The organism is Flavivirga spongiicola, assembly GCF_030540825.1.
GTDB lineage: Bacteria > Bacteroidota > Bacteroidia > Flavobacteriales > Flavobacteriaceae > Flavivirga > Flavivirga spongiicola.
In genome coordinates this window covers 2,204,008-2,223,550 of record NZ_JAUOEO010000001.1, presented here as the reverse complement: position 1 = coordinate 2,223,550, position 19,543 = coordinate 2,204,008, and the positions used below count along the sequence as shown (strand labels likewise).

Annotated in this window: 10 protein-coding genes; 8 read left to right on the top strand and 2 right to left on the bottom strand. The window is 35.7% G+C overall.

What is annotated here, in order from left to right; all coding sequences use genetic code 11:
- Positions 1-9 precede the first annotated feature (9 nt).
- The 6 genes from Q4Q47_RS08850 to Q4Q47_RS08825 are packed head-to-tail and all read left to right on the top strand — an operon-like array spanning position 10 to position 10,104.
- On the top strand, positions 10-2,778 hold the full coding sequence (locus Q4Q47_RS08850) for a GH116 family glycosyl-hydrolase (protein ID WP_303306298.1): 2,769 nt from the start codon (positions 10-12) through the stop codon (positions 2,776-2,778).
- A gap of 8 nt (positions 2,779-2,786) precedes the next feature.
- Positions 2,787-5,603, top strand: a complete 2,817-nt coding sequence (locus Q4Q47_RS08845; protein WP_303306297.1) for an NPCBM/NEW2 domain-containing protein — start codon at positions 2,787-2,789, stop codon at positions 5,601-5,603.
- A gap of 32 nt (positions 5,604-5,635) precedes the next feature.
- A complete protein-coding gene (locus tag Q4Q47_RS08840; protein ID WP_303306296.1) occupies positions 5,636-6,772 on the top strand; it encodes a phosphatidylinositol-specific phospholipase C1-like protein in 1,137 nt (378 codons plus the stop codon).
- 50 nt (positions 6,773-6,822) lie between these two features.
- On the top strand, positions 6,823-7,893 hold the full coding sequence (locus tag Q4Q47_RS08835) for a zinc-binding dehydrogenase (RefSeq protein WP_303306295.1): 1,071 nt from the start codon (positions 6,823-6,825) through the stop codon (positions 7,891-7,893).
- 3 nt (positions 7,894-7,896) lie between these two features.
- The gene (locus Q4Q47_RS08830) at positions 7,897-9,147 is read left to right on the top strand and encodes an MFS transporter (protein WP_303306294.1); all 1,251 of its coding nucleotides are present in this window, start codon (positions 7,897-7,899) and stop codon (positions 9,145-9,147) included.
- Positions 9,148-9,165: 18 nt separating this feature from the next.
- Positions 9,166-10,104, top strand: coding sequence for an alkaline phosphatase family protein (locus Q4Q47_RS08825; protein ID WP_303306293.1), 939 nt, complete (start codon positions 9,166-9,168; stop codon positions 10,102-10,104).
- A gap of 653 nt (positions 10,105-10,757) precedes the next feature.
- On the opposite strand, the gene Q4Q47_RS08820 is transcribed toward Q4Q47_RS08825, so the two are convergent.
- Positions 10,758-12,233 (bottom strand): helix-turn-helix domain-containing protein, encoded by a 1,476-nt coding sequence (locus Q4Q47_RS08820; protein ID WP_303308451.1) that lies wholly within the window; start codon positions 12,231-12,233, stop codon positions 10,758-10,760.
- Between the two features lie 127 nt (positions 12,234-12,360).
- On the opposite strand from Q4Q47_RS08820, the gene aceB reads away from it, so the two are divergent.
- Both aceB and Q4Q47_RS08810 read left to right on the top strand, forming a co-directional pair.
- Positions 12,361-13,959, top strand: a complete 1,599-nt coding sequence (gene aceB, locus Q4Q47_RS08815) for a malate synthase A (RefSeq protein ID WP_303306292.1) — start codon at positions 12,361-12,363, stop codon at positions 13,957-13,959.
- Positions 13,960-14,032: 73 nt separating this feature from the next.
- Positions 14,033-15,658, top strand: a complete 1,626-nt coding sequence (locus Q4Q47_RS08810) for an isocitrate lyase (protein ID WP_303306291.1) — start codon at positions 14,033-14,035, stop codon at positions 15,656-15,658.
- Between the two features lie 1,127 nt (positions 15,659-16,785).
- Here the strand turns inward: Q4Q47_RS08810 and Q4Q47_RS08805 are convergent.
- Positions 16,786-19,431, bottom strand: coding sequence for a hypothetical protein (locus Q4Q47_RS08805; protein WP_303306290.1), 2,646 nt, complete (start codon positions 19,429-19,431; stop codon positions 16,786-16,788).
- Positions 19,432-19,543 lie beyond the last annotated feature (112 nt).

Below are 19,543 nucleotides of genomic sequence, written 5' to 3'. Positions count from 1 at the left end.
TTGTATAGAATGAAGAGATTAATAGTATTTGTGATAATGTTATTAGGCAGTTCCGTGGGTTTTTCACAAGTAGCCCGAGAGTTAGAATCGAAAGAAGTTACCGAGCAATCTATTGAAAACAAAGATGAATTGTTGGCAGATTATTACAAGCTTTCTAACGAACCGGGGCTTTTAAGTAGAGGACAAAATACAGTTTATAAGGGTGATCATTTGGGGGCTATCCAATTTCCAGTAGGCGGTATAGGGACAGGTTGTATTCAATATGATGGGAATGCTGTACCCCGATACTGGCAGATTTTCAATAACATGGGGCATGGCTTTATTCCCAATAGTTTTTTTGCTATTCGGGTTAAAAATCAAAATGATATAAAAGTCAGGGCACTTCAAACTGAAGATGTAGGCCCATTCAAAGGCATGGACGCCTTGGAAGCAACGTCCGAATTCCCTTTTCTAAAGTATAATTTTCAAGATGATATTGCTGTCAAAGTGAGTATGGAGGTGTACAATCCATTTATCCCAACAAATTTAAAAGATTCGGGAATCCCTGCTGTTTTTTATCAATTTACCATCAAAAATCCAACAGATAGCGAGCTTGAAATAAGCTTACTGTCTTCCCAGCAAAACGCCATAGGCTATTCGAAAATACCCATAAAACATACCGAAAACGGATTTGCATATAATTTTAAAGCATCTAAAGACCAAAAAAATGTGGTGGGTAATACATCCCGTTTTTATGAAGGAAACAGAAATAGCGTAGCTACCGAAAATGGAACTAAGATTCTATATATGGAAGGTAATGAAGATACTAATGACGAGCACTTTGGACAAATGGCACTAATGCTATTTGAAGATAAAAATGCGGAAGGCATAGCCAGTTGGACCAACGAAAAAAGCTTGTACGATAGTTTTTCTAAGAAAGGGAGCATAAATGGTAAAGATCAAACAAATATAAGTAAAGACGGTAATACTTGGACAGGCGCATTAAATACATCTTTTGTCATGCAAGCAGGTGAAAAAAAGGTCGTTAATATGGCTTTGCTATGGTATTTCCCCAATGGCAAAAATGGAGGGTTTATGGATAAATGGGATGGCTGGGGTAAAGGTAATTGGGAGGGTGATGGAAATCAATATGCCTCTCATTGGAAGCATATAAAAGAGCTTACTGCCTATGTAAGAAGCAACTATAAAAACCTAACCCAAAACTCAAGATCTTTTAGTAATACATTTTACAGTACCAATTTACCGCATTGGTTGACAGAGCGCATTGGCAACCAGTTGGGTATATTAAAAAGCCGCACCTTTTTCCATGATAAAAATGGTTTTGTCGGTATGTGGGAAGGCACTGGCGGAGTAGATGGCTCATGTGCGGGTAATTGTAACCACGTATGGCATTATGCACAATCTCATGCACGCTTGTTTCCGGAATTAGGAAGAACCATTAGGAATCAAACTTTTAATGCCATAAAAGAAAACGGCCAAATTCCATACAGATTACCGGCAGGAACTCCTGCTTTCGATGGGCAATGTGGGGATATTTTAGGGGCTTATAGAGAGTACCTGCTGTCACCGAATAGTATTTGGTTAAAAAGTCAGTACCCAGCCATCAAAAAAGCCATGAACTATACTATTAATACTCATGATACTGATAAAGATGGCTGGTTATCAGATAAACCGAAACATACAACTTATGATGCTTCTATGACAGGAAACCCATCGTTTCTTTCATCATTGTATTTAGCGGCTCTTAAAGCCAGTGAAAAAATGGCAATAGCCATGAACGATATAGAACAGGCAAAAGAGTGGGGAAGCATTGCTGAAAAATCAGCTAAACGTCAAGATGAAAAATTATGGAATGGTGAATATTTTATACAGGTAAAAGGTGAAAAACATGCCACAGATTATAATGATGGTTGTCACTCAGACCAACTACTAGGGCAATGGTGGGCAGACCAATTGGGATTGGGCAGTCTGTATCCAAATTATAAAATCAAATCGGCCACTGAAGCTGTTTTAAAATACAATTTTAAAAGTAACTTAAAGAAGCATAACCAAGGGCACAGAACGTTTGCATTGCCAGAAGAAGCAGGTATGATAGCTACCACATGGCCCAATAACGACAGGCCAAAATACGCTTCTGGGTACTCTAGTGAAGTATGGACAACTTTTGAATATACCATAGGAGCCTCTCTTTTAAAATACAATAAAATTCAGGACGCATTAACAATTCTTCGTTCTGGTTATAACAGGTATGATGGTAAACTACGAACAGGCTATATAGGAGTCTGGGGAAATTTTGGCTTTAGCGGCAATCCATTTGGTGATGACGAATGCGGACAATTTTATGGTAGAGCTTTATCGATTTGGTCAGTATTATTAGCGGCTCAAGGTTTTGAATACAATGGACCCGAACAATCTATTGAGTTCAACCCAAAGTGGAAGCCAGAAAACCACAAGTCGTTTTTCTCAACAGCAGAAGGATGGGGGCGTTTTTCTCAAAAAAGAAAAGACAATAATGAACAAGTAAATATATTGGATATAAAATATGGGGCTTTAAACTTATCTAAGATCACGTTACATTCAGATAGCGATAAAAAAGGAGAGGTCAAGCTTAAATTAAATGGGCAGAATATATTAACCTCAGTCGATAAAAAGAAAAATCGTTACGAATTGGCATTTAATGAAACCACTTTAAAAATTGGTGATATTTTGGAGGTTATAATAAGTATAGAAAAGAAAAACAATGTGAACCCATCATCTAATTCAAACAAAAAACGTTAATAAATTATATGAAAATCATAAGAATAGCTACCATCACATGTCTATTACTTACGTTAGCAAAATCAAGAGCACAAGAAAACAATAGAGACGAAGTATTGATTTCTACCCTGGATCTTTCTAGGGTAGAACAACCTTTCTGGACGCCTCAATCGAACAAAGCCATCAATGGAGAAAAAATTTATATAAAGGGAGTACGGTTTAAGAAAGGCATCGGCACCATGTCCCGAAGCAGAATCTATGTCTTTTTGGATGGAAAGTCAGAAGAATTTACAACCCATGTAGGCATTCAAGATCCGCAAAAAATAGAAGAAGACTTAAATTTTAATGTGCAAAATGACGGTAGCAAGCTTTTTTATAAATTCAATAAATATGAAGAAAAGCAATTCGTAGGCATAGGCACCAATCAGGAATCCATCGGAAAAGGAAGTGTTCGTTTTGTAATAAAAGGTGATGGTAAAACTCTCTGGAAAAGTAAAAAAGCAACTGGAGGAAAAGCTGCTATTCCCGTATCGCTTGATGTAAAAGGCATCAAAATTTTAGAACTCATTGTAGAAGACGCTGGTGATGGTGTTTCGGGAGATCATGCAGTTTGGGCAGGTGCCAAATTATTTTATAAAGGATACAGGCCACAATTGGTGTATGCCAATTACCTCAACCAACAACAAAAGGCTGATGGTCATTTTTCAGGTAATATCAAACCTTTGATTGAAGCCCTTCCTAAGAGCACTAAGGAACAAATAGAAGGAACAAACAAAGATTGGCTAGTCCATAATATCGCCATAAAATCGGGTGTTTTTCAAGGGGATAATCCAAAAGAAATCGTGCTTTCCAATGGTTTGCTGAGTCGAACATTCAGGTTAACACCCAATTGCGCTACAGTAGATTACACAAATCTGATAACCGGAGAAGCTTTACTGAGAGGTACCCGACCAGAAGCTACGATTACCTTAGATGGTGAAGAGTATGCTGTAGGAGGGTTGGAAGGACAAATAGAATACGCCTACCTTAAAAAAGAGTGGCTAGACAAAATGTGGAGTCCCGAAGGAGCCTTTCAAGTACAAAGTTTTTCAGTAGGAGAAATCAAAGAACGCATCAACTGGAAAAACAGACGTTGGGCTTTAGCTAAGAAAGAACCGTTAAAAGGGAAAAGTTTAACCTTCGTTTATTCGCACCCAAAATTCGATAACCTTAAAGTTGAAGTGCATTATAACATTTATGACGGTATCCCTTTAATCAGCAAATGGTTTACCATCCAGAATAATGGTAACAAAGATGTTAGACTCAACACTTTTAAAAGTGAGATCCTGGCTGTGGTAGAAGCAGAAAGCGCTGTAGAAAAACAGAAAAACTGGGAGTTACCAAACATACATGTAGAAAGCGATTACGAATTCCATTCTATGTCCATGAAAAATGCCAATAAAGTGGTACACTGGGAGTTTGACAAAAGATATACCTCGCAAGCAAATTACTTGCTTAATACGCCTTGTTTACTCGAATGTAAGCTTCCGGTTGGACCAAACGAATTGATAAAACAAGGCAGTAATTTTGAGTCTTTCAGGATATGGGAGCTTCCTTTTGACAGTGACGACCGCCAGCGTAAAGGACTATCTACCAATAGAATGTACAAAGTATTGGCGCCGTGGGTCACAGAAAACCCATTGTTTCTGCATCTAACATCTACAAAAGAAGAAATTGTAAAAAGCGCTATAGATCAATGCCTAGAAACAGGCTACGAAATGGTCATTTTAAGTTTTGGTAGTGGATTGAATATGGAAGATCATTCGCCAAAAAACATAGCTAAATTTAAAGCCTTAGCAGATTATGCCCATGGAAAAGGCATAGAGTTAGGAGGTTATTCCTTATTATCTAGTAGATGGATAAGCGAAGAAGTTGATGTGATTAACCCCGAAACAGGAAAAAGAGGAGGCACTATTCACGGAAGTGCACCCTGTCTAAACAGCGAGTGGGGTATCGATTACTTTAAAAAAGTAAAATATTTCTTTAAAGAAACTGGGTTTGATCTACTGGAGCATGACGGCTCATATCCCGGGCAATATTGTGCTTCAACCAAACACGTAGCTCACGAAGGTTTAGAAGATTCACAATGGAAGTCATGGAAACGGATTACGGATTTTTACAAGTGGTGCAATGAAAATGGCGTGTCGTTAAACATCCCTGATTGGTATTATTTAAGTGGCTCTACTAAAAACGGAATCGGCTACAGAGAAGTCAATTGGTCTTTACCAAGGGAACGCCAGCTAATCATCGGACGACAAAATATGCTGGATGGCACCAGAGACAGATTACCAAGTATGAGCTGGACTTTTGTACCCTTGACACAATACCACGGCGGTGGGGCGGCAGCTACTATTGAGCCATTGAACGACCACTTGGATGCCTACGAAGCACACATGGTGCAAAATTACGGTATGGGCGTGCAAGCATGTTATCGAGGCGCAAGACTGTACGATACCGACCGTACCAAAACATTAGTAATCAATGTAGTAGAGTGGTACAAAAAATACCGGAACATTCTTAACTCACCCATAGTGGGTATTAAAAGAGCCGATGGAAAAGACATCGATGGTTTTTTACATGTAAATCCCGATCTAAAAGAAAAAGGCTTTGTGATGTTCTTTAATCCGAGCGACAAAACGATCATCAAAAAAATGAAGATCCCTCTATATCATACAGGCTTGACAGATGTTGCAAATATTAGAGAAAAAGAAGGAGCTTCCAAACAAGTGGAACTTGCCAGGGATTATAGCATAGAAGTTGAGGTTAAACTACCTGCCAGTGGTTTTACCTGGTACGTTGTGGAATAAGTTAAAGCATTAATATAGTTATATCATAAAAAATGAAACGAAATAGTACTAAAATAATAACCTTATTATTATTTTCAATTATTATTAGCAATTGTAAACAAGTAGCTAAGAAAGAGGTTAAAGCACCGCTGCGAATTAATAATATTCAAGTCATAGGAAGTCATAACAGTTTCAAACAAAAAATTGAGCCAGCTTTATTGAAATTGATTGAACAAGAAACTTCACAATCTTTCGAAGGCTTACAATACGGTCACCTTTCTTTTACAGAGCAATTAGAAAATTATAACCTTAGAAATTTGGAGATCGACATTGTCTATGATCCCAAAGGAGGGCGATATGCAAAACCTTTAGGTTTAGAACTATTAAAGCAAAAAGGAATTGCTACACAGCCTTATGATAAACACAAGAAGCTAGAAAAACCAGGGTTCAAGGCAATACACGTACCAGATATCGATTTTAGGTCCAATTGTTTACGGTTTATAGACTGTTTACAAGAAATTAAAGATTGGTCAGACTCACATCCAGAGCATGTCCCTATTTGTATCACCTCTAATGCAAAAAGTGACAACATAGACAAACCGGGGTTTACAAAATTATTGCCATTTACTACCGAGGCTTTTAATGCTTTGGATTCGGAAATATTATCTGTATTTCCAAAAGACAGAATTATAAAACCTGATGATGTACGAGGTAATTATAACACGCTCGAAGAAGCTGTAAGATCTCATAATTGGCCAAAATTAGAAGATGCCAGAGGTAAAGTAATGTTCGTTCTAGATGAAGGAGGTGAGAAAATGGAGGCTTATCTGAAAGGGCACCCATCCCTTAAAGGACGGGTTATGTTTGTAGCGGCACCTCCTGGAACACCACAAGCGGCATTTATTATACGTAATTACCCCATTAGAGACCAGGATACTATAAAGGCATTAGTGAAAGCTGGCTACATGGTTCGCACCAGAGCAGATGAAGATACCAAAGAAGCTAGAAAAGGAGATTATACAAGGTTTAAAGCCGCTCTTAGTTCTGGAGCACAATTTATTAGTACAGATTATTATGAGGAAGATAAATCTCTAGGTACCGATTATAAAATTAAAATGCCTAATGGAGTTATAGCACGCTACAATCCAGTTTTAAATCAAGAACAATGTGCTGGTGAAACATTGGAATAGTATTCTATAAGATAATTAAAAATAAGTTTATTTTCAAATCAAACCATAAGATGTCAAATCAAATCGTAGTGCAAACCCAATTTCAAATCTTTGAAAAAACAGGGAAACCCTTTCAACTTGAAAACAAAGAATTCCAATCAGATTTAAAGTCAGGTGAAGCTTTGGTAAAAATTATTTTATCTACCATTTGCGGATCGGATCTTCACACCATCGAGGGAAAGAGAAAGGAAGACACCCCTTGTGTTTTAGGTCATGAAGCAGTAGGTGAAATTATTGATATCAATTCTAGAGAAGGATTCGCTATCGGAGATCGTGTAACTTGGACAATTGCTAATAGTTGTGGTAAATGCCCTTCATGCACAGAGTACGGACTTCCTGAAAAATGTGATGAACTTTTTAAATATGGTCATGCCTCTATTCATAATGGTTCTGGTTTGAATGGGTGTTACGCGACACATATTCTTATTAGAAAAGGGACCCATATGGTTAAAGTTCCAGATACTGTAAGTCATGCAGCAGTAGCTCCTGCCAATTGTGCTTTGGCAACCATGGTAAATGCGGTTTTACAAACGACAGCAAAGCCTAAAAGGGCTGTAGTACAAGGCGGTGGATTGTTAGGCGTGTATGCTTGTGGCCTTCTTAAAGAAATGGGGGTATCTCAAATCTATTGTTTAGAAGTTAACGAGAGTCGTTTTCAAATGATAAAAGACTTTGGAGCTATTCCAGTAGACGCTAAAAACGACAATGCTATCCAATCCATTTTAGATGCCACTAACGACGGTGTCGATGCTGTTTTTGAAGTAGCTGGTATAAAACAATTAGTCCCTCAAGGCTTACAATTATTAAGACCAGGAGGTGATTATATTCTTGTTGGATTAGTTCACCCTGATTCCGATTTAGGCATTACGGCAGAACAAATTATTAGAAAATGCATCCACATTAAAGGGGTTCATAATTATGCACCATGGCATTTAGATGAATCTGTTGCATTTCTGGAACGCAATCAAGGGGTATTTCCTTTTGAAAAACTGGTAAGTCCTCCTTATAAATTAGAAGACATAGGAGCAGCGGTTCATGAAGCCCAGAAGCAAAAATGGATGCGAGTATCGGTTAAACCTTAATGTATGAGTGATATAAACGTTTCAGCTTCCGATTTTAGAAGATCTCAATGGAAAATGCTTTTTGCTGTTATGTTTTGTTACCTGTTTTATTATACAGGAAGACAAAATTTTGGTTGGGCAATTCAAGGTATAGGATTAGAATTTAACGTCACCAAACAGCATATAGGATGGGCAGGAGCAGCAATGCTATGGGCATACGGAATAGGGCAATTCATTAACGGAAATTTGGCTGATAAATATGGAGCGAGGCGTATGATGGTTATTGGCGGCTTGCTTTCTGTTTTAATGAATTGGGCAACAAGTTTTGCGACTGCCTATTGGATGATCGTTTTGTTTTGGGCTTTAAATGGCTTTAGCCAGTCTTTGGGCTGGGCTCCGGGAAGTCGTTTAGTGTCTAATTGGTGGGGAGGAAAAGAAAGAGGAAAAGCCTTTGGCTTTTATCTATTTGCAGCAGGTTGTTCTTCAATTCTAATTTATTTATTATCGATCGTGATGCTCGATATTTATGAATTAGACTGGAGGTGGTTGTTTCGATGGCCTGTTTTATTGTTACTTATAGGCTGTGCCGTTTTTTATTATGTTGTACGAAACAAACCTGAAGATTTAGGGTATCTACCTTTAGAGGAAGATAAAGCAACTCAAGAAGTAAAATCTGAAGAAAAGGAAACATCGTTACAACGTTATGGTAAAGTTTTGAAAAACAAGAAATTTATTTTGGCTTGTGTTTCTATTGGTTTTCAGAATACCGCGAGATATGGGCTTTTGGTATGGGTTCCTCTATATTATTTAGGAACATCAATAAAAGGGTCTTCAAATTTATGGATAGCATTGGCACTCCCAATTGGAATGGCATTAGGCACTATTTTCTTTGGGCAATTGTCCGATAGGGTGTTTAAGTCCAACCGCTCAAAACCTATAGCGCTTTCTATGAGCTTGGCAGCTTTAGTGATTTTAATGGTATACATTGTTCCAAAAGAAAATATGGTTGGTGGATTAGTACTTATGTTTTTAGCAGGTTTTTTAGTATATGGCCCACAATCATGTTACTGGCCTTTAAGTCCTGATTTATTAGGTGTTAAACGATCAGGTACAGGCGTTGGAGTGATGAACACTTTTGCTTATGGATTTGCTGGTGCAGGAGAACCGTTTATTGGATATATGGCGGATCTTACCGGGCAAGAAAATATTGTGTTTTTAGTGACTGCATCTATGTGTGCTTTAAGTGCACTTATCATCTTGTTTGTTAGACGCTGATTTTAAAAAATAATAAAAATGAGAAAAATTATGAAAAGTACAAGTTATGTTTTACTGTTGTTTTGTTTATCATTGCTAGCAAGTTGTAGTGATAAAAATCAAAAAGAGGAACCTATATCTAAACGCGTTGTTATCCTTGGTTTAGATGGTATAAGTGTAGATGGTTATAATACAGCAAAAACCCCAAACTTAGATAAACTTATGGAGGATGGCGTTTTATCACTAACCACGCGTAATGTAATGCCTTCGGTAACCTTGCCAAATTGGACTTCACATTTAACAGGCAGTGGACCAGAGCAACATGGCGTTTTAAGTAACAGTTGGCAAAAAGATAAAATAGTATTACCAGCAATTGAAAAAGATAAAGATGGTTATTATCCTTCAATCTTTAAATTATTAAAAGAAGAAGTTCCAACCATAAAAACAGCATTTTATTATAATTGGGCAGAATTAATTAATTCAATGAATCCACGTTATTTTGATGAAGTTAGTTTTGAAGATAATGATGAATATCTAAAAAATTATGGTCAAGCTTTTAATTTCATTAAGACTAATAAAGACTATCCTACTTTAGTCTTTTTATATTCAGTACATACCGACCATGCGGGACATAACCACGGGTGGATGTCACCAGAATATATCGCTTCAATAGAAGAGGTAGATGTGCATATAGGAGCATTTATAAAAAAATTGAAAAAAGAAAAACTTTATGGTGATACACATTTCATGTTCTTCACTGATCATGGAGGAGATCCAAAAAGAGGACATGGAGGCAAAACCAAGCAGGAATTAGAAGTGCCATGGGCAATTACAGGTCCGGGGATACAAAAAGGAAAACTTACAGAGCCAAATAATTCAGTGAATACAGCAACAACCATAGCCCATTTATTTGGAATAAAAAACATTCCACTTTCTTGGACTGGTGAAGTGCCAGAATCAATATTCATTAAAAAATAATGATCATTAAATAGTTTGGACGAATAAAAACAGTAACAAATTACCTGACAATTTTAGCATTTATGGTTTGTTTTATCACCGTAAACGCGCGCAAATAAAAAGCCCCCTAAAGATCAGTGCAACAGTAACTAAAGAGAAGTAAAAGCAGATCGATATAGATATTCTATACGATTCCGGGAGAAAAAATATGGAGGCTGGTTTTAAACAGCGAGTTAAATAAAAAAGCTTCAAAGAATAAAAACTCCGTGAAGTCTTGATTTTACTAGTGATCCCACTTGAACTCATCTCGATTATGCTCGATACAGGCTTCTCGTCCAAAACATTTTAAATAAAGAGGCTGTCTAAAAAGTAATATGTTTTGTCATTCAGAACATAGTGAAGAATCTTATCATTTTATAAATCAACATATTATGTTTTAAAGAGATTCTTCACAGCTTCGCTGCTACCTTCTAAACAAAATATATTTTGTTTCTCGGTAATATTCAGAATGACACTTTTTAGACAGCCTCTTATGCATGACCTCACTTGTTTTAACATAAAATATGGTAATATAAAACGTCATTGGAGCAATAGAGAGTTTTGAATACATCATTTCTGTATTTTAAAAATGACAAAGTAACCAAGCGTTGCAGCGAACCTTCAAATTAAAAATTTTAGCCGAACTTAGTATTTAATTCTTCAACAATTATTTCTATCTTTTTGTTTTTAGCTACTTTGTCTAAAATAATTGCTGGAGCTTGCCTAACCTTGCAGTCTTTAATAGCACAACGCTCGCAAGTTACTCCCACCTCTTGTGTTTTAATAGCTTTATCATCTAAAAATTTTAATTTGCGTTCCAATTGTTTATTAATCAGCAACCCAATACTAATGCTTCTATATTGATTGTCTTTAAAAGGATCTTTAGTCGCAGATGATAATACTAAATACTTTGTATCATCACCTACATAATTAGAAATTTGAATATCAAATTCATGAGTCTTTTTACTTTTGTTAATATCTTTTAAAACTTTTAAAGACACCCAACGTCTACAATAATGCTCATTGGTTTCATAGGCGCGAGGTGAATGTTGATGTGATATATGAAGTTCCTTTTTTAAATGATATTTTTCGCTATCTGCCTTATGCGTAAATCTTAAAAAAAATAAATTCTGAATATTAAATGCTTTAGGTAAGATATTGGTTAAACGCTGATAGAATGATTCTGGTGAAGCATTAAAAGCTTCAAACATTTTAAGAAATAAGACTTCGTCAAAAGTTTCTTTCTCAAAAACAGTCTCTAATTGCAATATCAATTCCTTTTTAGGAATGATTAGCGCTCCTGCAAAATATGAAGCATATAAATTATTAAGTACATGATCAAAGCTCTCAAATTTTATCCACGGAAAAGTATATAATCTATCCGTAATTTCTAAAAAATTATACGCAATTTCTTTAGAATAAATAAACGAGCGTTGCCTTTCGTCTATACCATCAGCAAGCAATAGTGTTTTGGTTTTAGGTACAAAAACAGAACGCAAATTTTCTAAAGCCTCATATTTACCTAATTCACTTTCTTTAATAATATATCCATATTCTTCAATTAAAATATCTTCCAATTCTTTAGATAAAATAGGCCTATTCAGGTCTATCTGATAGGTTGTGGCAAATTTCAGGACACTCTGTTCAACGCCATCAAAATAGTTGTTATTGGCTTCTTGGAACGAACGCAACGATGCCAGATAAAAACTCTCTTTACCAAAGCTATAATGTTTTGCTATTTCTATAATCGTACTTATAAAGGCATTGACTTTTGCCGGAGCATTCGCTACAATATCAATTAAATTGCTTTCCTTAATCCCAAAGATCTCTAACGGAATTTCCTTTAATATATTTGATCGCAAAATTTCACCTATAGGCGCGAGGTTATTATCTAATTTTAAAGAAACTATATGGTCGTAGGGTACGTCTAACTTTTCAGAAAGGATGACAATTTTATCTGGCTTTGGATATTTTTTCCCTTTTTCAATTTCGTTAAGATACGATTTCGATAAACCTGTGAGTTTTGACAAGCCAAACAATGACAAGCCTTTTGCGGTTCTTAATTGCTTAAGTTTTAACCCAAAAATTAATTTAATATAATCTTCTTCCATAATTGCTTTCAAAGATAACATAATTTGCGAATAAACTAATTTATGTGAACTTTATCGTTTTAGCGAACGTTCGCTTGTTTTTTAAGAAAAAAAATTCTATCATTGTTCAAACAAATTCTATAAACCGATGCAAAATATACTGACAAAACAGTCAAAAGTTCAATTTGAAAGAGGCATGAACAACTATTTTCCTGAAGTCTTAACAGGTGATGCTCTTGCTTTTATTAGCAAGTTGCATGAAAACTTCAATGATAAAAGATTGCAATTACTTAATAAAAGAAAAGAGCAACAAGCCATTTTTGATCAAGGTAAATTCCCTGAATTTCCGAAAGAAACAAAAGATATAAGAGAACGTGATTGGGTGGCAGCGCCCATTCCTCACGATTTGCAAGATAGACGTGTTGAAATTACTGGGCCTGTCGACAGAAAAATGGTAATCAACGCGCTTAACTCTGGAGCAAAAACATTTATGGCAGATTTTGAAGATAGCAATGCACCTACTTGGGAAAACACAATTGAAGGTCAGAAAAATCTAATAGATGCTAATGAGAAGACGATCTCTCTTTTTGATGCAAAGCGCAGTAAGTCATACCAGTTAAATGAAAAAACAGCTGTTTTAATGATTCGCCCAAGAGGTTTACATCTAAATGAAAGACATATTATAATTAACAATGAAGAAGCTTCTGGTAGTTTAGTTGATTTTGGCCTCTATGTATTTCACAATACAAAAACCTTGTTAAAAAATGGCACAGCACCTTACTTTTATCTCCCAAAATTAGAACATTATACAGAAGCGCGCTGGTGGAATGAGGTGTTTAATTTTGCTCAAGAATATTTAGAAATTCCTATAGGTACATTTAAAGCAACGGTATTAATTGAAACCATTACCGCGAGCTTTCAACTAGACGAAATCATCTATGAGCTTAAAGATCATATGGCTGGTTTAAACTGTGGTCGCTGGGATTATATTTTCTCATACATCAAAAAATTCAGAAATCATCTCCATTTTATAGTACCCAATAGAGATCAAGTAACCATGACTACTCCTTTTATGGACGCGTACTCTAAGTTGGTAATACAACGCTGTCATAAACGAGGTGTCCACGCCATGGGTGGAATGGCTGCTCAAATTCCTATTAAAAATAATGAAAAAGCCAATGCTGCTGCTTTAGAAAAAGTACGAATGGATAAAGAACGTGAAGTTAAAAATGGTCATGACGGGACATGGGTAGCGCATCCAGCATTAGTTGCTGTAGCCATGGCAGAATTCAATAAACACATGCCAACACCAAACCAACTAAATGTCACTAAAGATGATATTAGTATTACGGAACAAGATCTGGTTGAAATTCCAAAAGGGACGGTTACAGAAGAAGGTGTAAGAAAAAATATTAACGTTGGAATTCTATATACAGAAGCTTGGTTAAGAGGTCATGGAGCTGTAGCTCTCTATAATTTAATGGAAGATGCAGCAACTGCCGAAATATCAAGAACGCAAGTATGGCAATGGTTAAAAAACGAAGCAACACTAGAAGATGGTAGAAAGTTTAACCTTGAACTCTACACTGAGTTTTTTGATGATGAAGTTGAAAAAATCATAAAAGAGCATGGAGAAGTTGCTATCAAAAAAACAAAATTTGAAGTAGCTATAGCACTTTTTGATAAACTAGTTCAATCAGAAGAGTTTGAAGAGTTTTTAACACTTCCTGCCTATCAATACATATAAAAAAACAATCCTGCGATTGCGGTAACAATCAACAGGATCTAATTATTAATAATAAATAACTTATAACAAAATTATGAAAAATTTACCACAAACAAATTATCGTTCTGCATTACAAACTGTAAAAAACCTTAAAAAAAAGTACGGAGAAACTTGGAATGCAATACATCCTGAAAGCGCAGCTAGAATGGTTGTTCAGAATCGCTTTAAAACAGGTTTAGATATCGCTAAACATACAGCCGCTCTTATGAGAAAAGATATGGCAGAGTATGATACAGATTCATCTAAATACACTCAATCTATGGGTTGCTGGCATGGTTTTGTGGCGCAGCAAAAAATGATAGCTGTTAAAAAACATTATAAAACTACTAACAAAAAGTACTTGTATCTGTCTGGATGGATGGTGGCTGCATTACGTTCAGAATTTGGGCCTTTGCCAGATCAATCCATGCACGAAAAAACGGCTGTTCCGTCATTAATAAAAGAAATTTATGATTTCTTACGTCAAGCAGATGCTATAGAGCTAAATGATTTATTTAAAAGACTTGAAAATGGGGAAGACGTGCAAGATCAAATTGACAACTACGAAACACACATTGTCCCTATTATTGCTGATATTGATGCAGGTTTTGGAAATGAAGAAGCGACCTACTTACTAACAAAAAAAATGATTGAAGCTGGCGCTTGTGCTATTCAAATTGAAAACCAAGTTTCTGATGCCAAACAATGTGGGCATCAAGATGGAAAAGTGACTGTACCTCATGAAGATTTTATTGCTAAATTAAATGCTATTAGATATGCGTTTTTAGAGTTAGGAATTGATGACGGAATTATAGTTGCAAGAACAGATTCTGAAGGTGCTGGTTTAACCCAAAAATTACCAGTTAGTCAAGAGCCTGGAGATTTAGCTTCTAAATATTTAGCTTTTGTAGAAGCAGAAGAAATAATGATTAACGATGCCAAAGAAGATGATGTACTTCTGAAAAGAGATGGTAAATTAGTACGTCCCGTAAGATTAGCTAATGGTTTATATAAATTTAAAAAGGGTTCAAACATAGATAGAGTTGTGTTAGATTGTATTACAAGTCTTCAGAATGGTGCCGACTTACTATGGATAGAAACTCCAACGCCAAATGTTAAGCAAATTGCTCATATGGTAAACAGAATTAAAGAAGTTGTTCCTAATGCTAAATTGGTTTACAATAATTCACCATCTTTTAACTGGACATTAAATTTCCGTAATCAGGCATATGAAGAAATGCTTTCGGAAGGTGAAAACATGACAGCTTATGATAGAAATAATTTAATGGACGTACAATATGATGATTCGGAATTATGCTATCGTGCTGATGCGAATATTAGAAAGTTCCAAATAGATGGTGCAAGAGATGCTGGGATTTTCCATCATTTAATTACGCTACCAACTTATCATACTACAGCACTTCATATGAATGATTTAACTGAAGGATATTTTGGAGAAGAAGGCATGTTGGCTTATGTAAGAGATGTTCAGAGACAAGAAATTCGCAAAGGCGTTTCTTGTGTAAAACATCAACGCATGGCAGGTTCGGATTTAGGGGATGATCACAAAACCCTCTTTGCTGGAGACAAAGCATTAAAAGCCGGAGGAAAAAAGAATACAAGTAATCAGTTTGAAGTTAAATCTAAAGCCAATAAAGTTCAAAAAAAATTAAGTGCTTAATCAAAGGATAGTACTCTTTTTTTGCGTCCGATTTTCCTGTGGAAAACCCTCACTCGGTTGATTAAGCAGAAGATTTATTCTTGCTCATATTTTAAAACCGATCAAAGGAAACACAAATAACACCAATTAACAAATGGAAATATTAAAAACGCTGGTGTTTCTTGACAAATATTAACTAATAATTTTAATATCAAGTTGTTAAATTAAAGTTGAAACAAAAATAGAGGTGGTAAATAAAAAGATAATTTGTTTAACCTATGCTAAAACCTTTAAAAAAGAAAAAGCCTCACATCACTGTGAGGCTTGATTTTAAAAGTCGTTCCACTTGCTCTACTTATTATACCAATTTGGGTATAAGTATAGTGTAGTGCAGTTATATGGAGTTTTGAAAGCACTCTTCTCTGTTCTAAAAGTTATATGGAGTAGTATAGATCATAAAGGTTTGAGCATCTATTGAAAATCTCCCCATTGCACTACTCAGTTAAAACATTGGTAAATACACAGTTTTATAAAACTGAAATAGGGGAAACTTAATACTTTACCAAACTCTACCTTTAATTATTATGACAATTAGTTAATTCCCATATAAGGGACAGTTTACTTTAAAGTGTTTTGGGTTTTGCACTGAAATAATTATTACGTTCTTACTTTAATTAAAATCCAAAATGTTCATTTCTCTAGGTTTTAAACTAATCGTAACTTTATCGCCATAGGCTATACCTTTTTATATTTGAATTTGTCCTTAAAGAAAATGATGATTCTTTTCTTTATATGAATAATAAAAACAAATCATAGCCTTCGTTACGGTTTCTACCCAGTCAAGCTGAGCACATGTTTTTCTTTTGAAATAGAAGGAAAAAAAGGGCGTTTTATTACGGTAAATTTAAATATAAAATAGTATTGCTTATTTATCTAAAAATTCACCTGTATTAGTCAATGGTTATCATAAAGTAAATCCTTGGTCTTCGCGGTTACTGATTTTGTAAAAGCGATAATTAATTTGATAATCAGTAGTGTCCGATAAAACTTTTTAAAAAACGAAATCTCTTAAAAAGATTTCTCTCTTATTTATATCTTGGTTTTTCTTATAAAAAACAGATAAATGGATAAAACCACTCAAAATACCATTACTTCTTCTTTTCAAACAATTGTTTTCGCTCTTCTGGAGTCAATATTTTTAGAGGAGTTACATCAATCGCTTTTTCACCAGCTTTGAGGTACTCTTCAAATCTTCTTTTATATTCTTTTTTAAATGTTTTTTCTACTAGTTTGAAACTTAAATGTTCTGCCGGATAGTTTTTCTCATCATCTAATAAATAGCCTTCTTCTCCTTCAATAGCTATTAATTCTCCTGCTTCACCATCCATTAACTGCATAGCTGGCTTAGGGCTTCCCAAACCATCATATCCCTTCCATTGTATATTTGGCTCTGACCTATATGCCTTTAATATGTCTTGGTAATTGTATTCTTCTTCAAGGTTTTTGTCTTTCCATTTTATAGTAATTTGACTCACTTCCGAACTAAAATAGAGCATACCATCTTTCTCAAAATAATTTTTGGCATTGCTTTCAAAACTCTCAAATGTTTTAAAATAGGGTGTCGGAATAGCTATGTATTGTGGGAATTGATGAAAATTTGATTGGACTACTATTTCTGCTCCTGTGCTGTTGAAATCTATTTTTGCTGAAATATCTCCCATTTCGGTTACAGCGTTTTTAATTTCAACGTACTGTCCTTCTTTTGCCCATTCTGGCGATAGCAACGAAAATAAATAAAGATTACGCTCTTTAGGGTCAAGCCCAGCTTGACCTCCGTATTCACGTACAAGCATATTTCTTGTAAAAACAACTGTTTTCGCTGCTGCCCATGCATGGGGTGATGGTGATGGGTCTGGATCACGATCTTCCCACGGGTCTACCAGATTTTCAAAACCTTCATGTACTGATCCATTGTGCAACATAATATGATAAAAATCTGTGAGTGCACGTTTATAATAACCTGCTGCCATATATTGTTGTGCTTGATTATAGGTTATATACTGATGTAAATGCATACCGTTTCTATAGGTCATAACCCCTTCTCTATATTTGCTTTTGCGAATGGTCTCCAGGGTCCCCATTACTATGGGGTCTTTGGTTTCTAAAAGTTCTGTTGGATATAACAAAAGCATATTTTCCCAATCTTGGTTGGTTCTATATTCCTTAAATCCAGCTCTGGCGTCTTCGCCTATCATATAGTCATATAATCCGGGTGGTAAATAATGACCTTCTTTTGTACTGGTTTTAACAGCTTTTTTTATTGCTGTGAGATAGGTTTCGTGCAATGCTGCCCAATTAGCAACATCTTCTTGCTTGTTTAAAGATCGTGCTACATTAATTGCACTTCTTAGCCCTAAAATCCCCCATAGGTTATGACTGGTATAATACCCTTTTATCATTTCATTGTCATAAGGAGTGGAGGTACGTAGCAGTCCATTCTCATGTGTCTTATGTTCGTTCTCGATCCATTCTACTCCTTTTTTTATTGAGGGGTATGCTGCTTTTATATATGCTTTATCCTGACTCATTGTATAATGGTGTGCCATACTGAAAAGCGCTTGTCCATGAGAGGCCAATATTTCTTGTCCGTGGCTCAAACTTTTGTCTATAAACATGCCGCTTTCTGTTTGTTGCTCTATAAGCCAAGGCGTATTTACATTCACATAATCATAAAGACCTAGTACATCGTAAGCCAAACGCATATCTGAATAGTCGTTAAGAAACAATCCGTCGTATGGCAGTCCACTTCCTTGACGTTTTCTACCTTCTTCCTCTCTTGTGGCTAATATAAGGTGTACCATTGCTGCCCGATAGGCATGATCAACTCTTTCTTCGGGGATGCTAAACGTCACTTTCTTCTCAACCAGACCTTCCCAAAAACTTATTGTTTCCTTGCGATATGCATTGTAATCGGCATTTTTAATTGCTGTTATAGCGGTTGTGTTTTTTACGGGTACGGGAACACGAGGCATTTTAAATACCCATGCTGCTTTTTCTCCAGATTTCAATGTTGCATTGTACTTTGTTACTCCAACTTCTGCTCTTTGGGTAATTTGATAATCTGCTGCGGTAAACGGTGCTCGGTAAGTTTTATCTGGAACTGCATAAAGGGTTTCGCCCTTTTCGTAATTATAAATTAATTGACCATCTCTTGTAAAGACATTGTCGTTCATAACATACTTGGTGTCTGGCGGACAGGCTACTGCTCCTCTATAGCGATGGTCTAATCCTGATGTTCGTGATGCTGCTGCTACGGTCGCTTCTTTTGATTGATCGGAAATGTTGGTAACCGTTACTTTTGCAAATTGTAATGAGTTTGTTTTTTCTAAACCCTTAACATTAGTTCCGAAAATTTCTGTTTCATATAATAGGCCGTCATCTTGCCAGCTATTTTGAACAATTGGAATCCAGCCTTTAAAAAAGGTTCTTTGGCGTGCGGTTATTGGGTTCAAAGTTTCTCCATAGAAAAAAGCAAGTTCTGCCTCTCCTGTATAAATAGCCCCATCGTAAGTGACTTGTACTGGGCTAGGAGAAAATGGTGTCCCTATTACCAAAGTCGGCTTTGGTGAATATGACCAGGGCTTTTCTGGATCGTCTATTGAAGGGTCTACCATTTGATAGGCCCACTTCCCGTCTACAGGGCTTTCTTTTTTATTTTCTGCTACTTCTGGATTTCTGCAGTTGTTCAATATACTTATCGTAAATAATAACAGCAGAGCGTGTTTTAATTTCATTTTTTTATTTTTTATTATGCTATAAATTATTTCTAAAACCCAATATTTTTACTTTTAAAAATATCTGAACTGTATTTTAATCTATAAACATCTTCATATTGCATCGAATTAA